At 56.2% G+C, this 1,243-nt stretch carries 1 protein-coding gene; it reads right to left on the bottom strand.

All coding sequences use genetic code 11. From position 1 onward, the window contains the following. Positions 1-87: 87 nt before the first annotated feature. Positions 88-1,243, bottom strand: a 1,156-nt coding sequence (locus KDK17_RS16810; protein ID WP_257275413.1) for an ankyrin repeat domain-containing protein, incomplete at its 5' end; no start/stop codon positions are given.

The raw sequence follows: 1,243 nt of genomic DNA, 5'->3' as shown, positions 1-1,243 counted from the left end.
GGCAATGTCATGAGTAACAGTGGTGCCGCAAAGAGTGAGTGCTTAATCATTCTACATTTTCATTCTGATGAATATTGCCTCTGTTGCCTACCTTGCCCCAGTCTCGTTCAGAGCGTTCACGCAGTCGATATTGCCCATCTCGGTTGCGATGGATATTGGGGTTGTGCCATCAGATGCTGCGGCGTTGAGATCCGCCCCGGCATTGATCAGGAGTTTCACGATGTCGGGATGGCCTTTCTGGGCTGCGATGAACAACGGGGTATTGCCACCCGTAGTCCGGGCATTGAGATTTGCCTTGGCTTCGATCAGGAGTTTCACGATGTCGGGATGGCCGTTCCGGGCTGCGATGAGCAGAGGATTGAGCCCATCTTTTTTGCAGGCGTTGAGATCTGCCTTGGCTTCGATCAGGAGTTCCAGAATCTCGGTATGACCATTCTGGGCTGCGACATACACTGAGGTAACGCCATCCGCAGTCCGGGCGTTGAGATCCGCCCCGGCTTCGATCAGGGCTTGCACAATGTCGGTATGGCCGTTGTTGGCTGCGATAAGCACTGAGGTGACACCACCCGTAGTCCTGGCGTTGAGATCTGCACTGGCTTCAATCAGGAGTTTCACGATGTCGGTATAGCCCTTCTGGGAAGCGATGAGCAGCGGTGTGACGCCATTCCTGGTGGGGGAGTTGAGGTCTGCCCCGGCTTTGATCAGGCGTTTCACGATGTCGGTATAGCCGTTCCGGGCTGCGATGAACAGTGGGGTGGAACCATCCAAAGTCCTGGCGGAATGCTTAGTGCGGTTATTGAGATCCGCCCCGGCTTCGATCAGGGCTTTCACAATGTCGGTATGGCCGTTGCGGGCTGCGATGAATAGTGGGGTGCCGTCATCCTCAACCCGCGCGTTGAGATCTGCCCTGGCGTCGATCAGGAGTTTCACGCAGTCGGTATTGCCCGTTTCGGCTGCGATGAACAACGGGGTGGCGCCATCCGCAGCCTGGGTGTTGAGATCTGCCTTGGCTTCAATCAGGAGTCTCAGGATGTCGGTATGGCCCATCTTGGCTGCGGTCGACAGCGAGGTGACGCCATCCATCGTTCGGGTGTTGAGATTCGCCCCGGCGTTGATCAGGCGTACGACGATGTCCTTGTGCCCCTTACCGGATGCCAATATCAGGGCGCTGAAACCATCATTCATGAGGGTATTGACATTGACTCCCTCTGCCAGTGACTTCTCCACCTGATCCAAATCCCCC

The sequence above is a fragment of the Endozoicomonas sp. SESOKO2 genome (assembly GCF_024606245.1).
Classification (GTDB): domain Bacteria; phylum Pseudomonadota; class Gammaproteobacteria; order Pseudomonadales; family Endozoicomonadaceae; genus Endozoicomonas_A.
The sequence above is the reverse complement of the archived record's forward strand: the minus strand, read 5'-3'. Positions and strand labels throughout refer to the sequence as shown.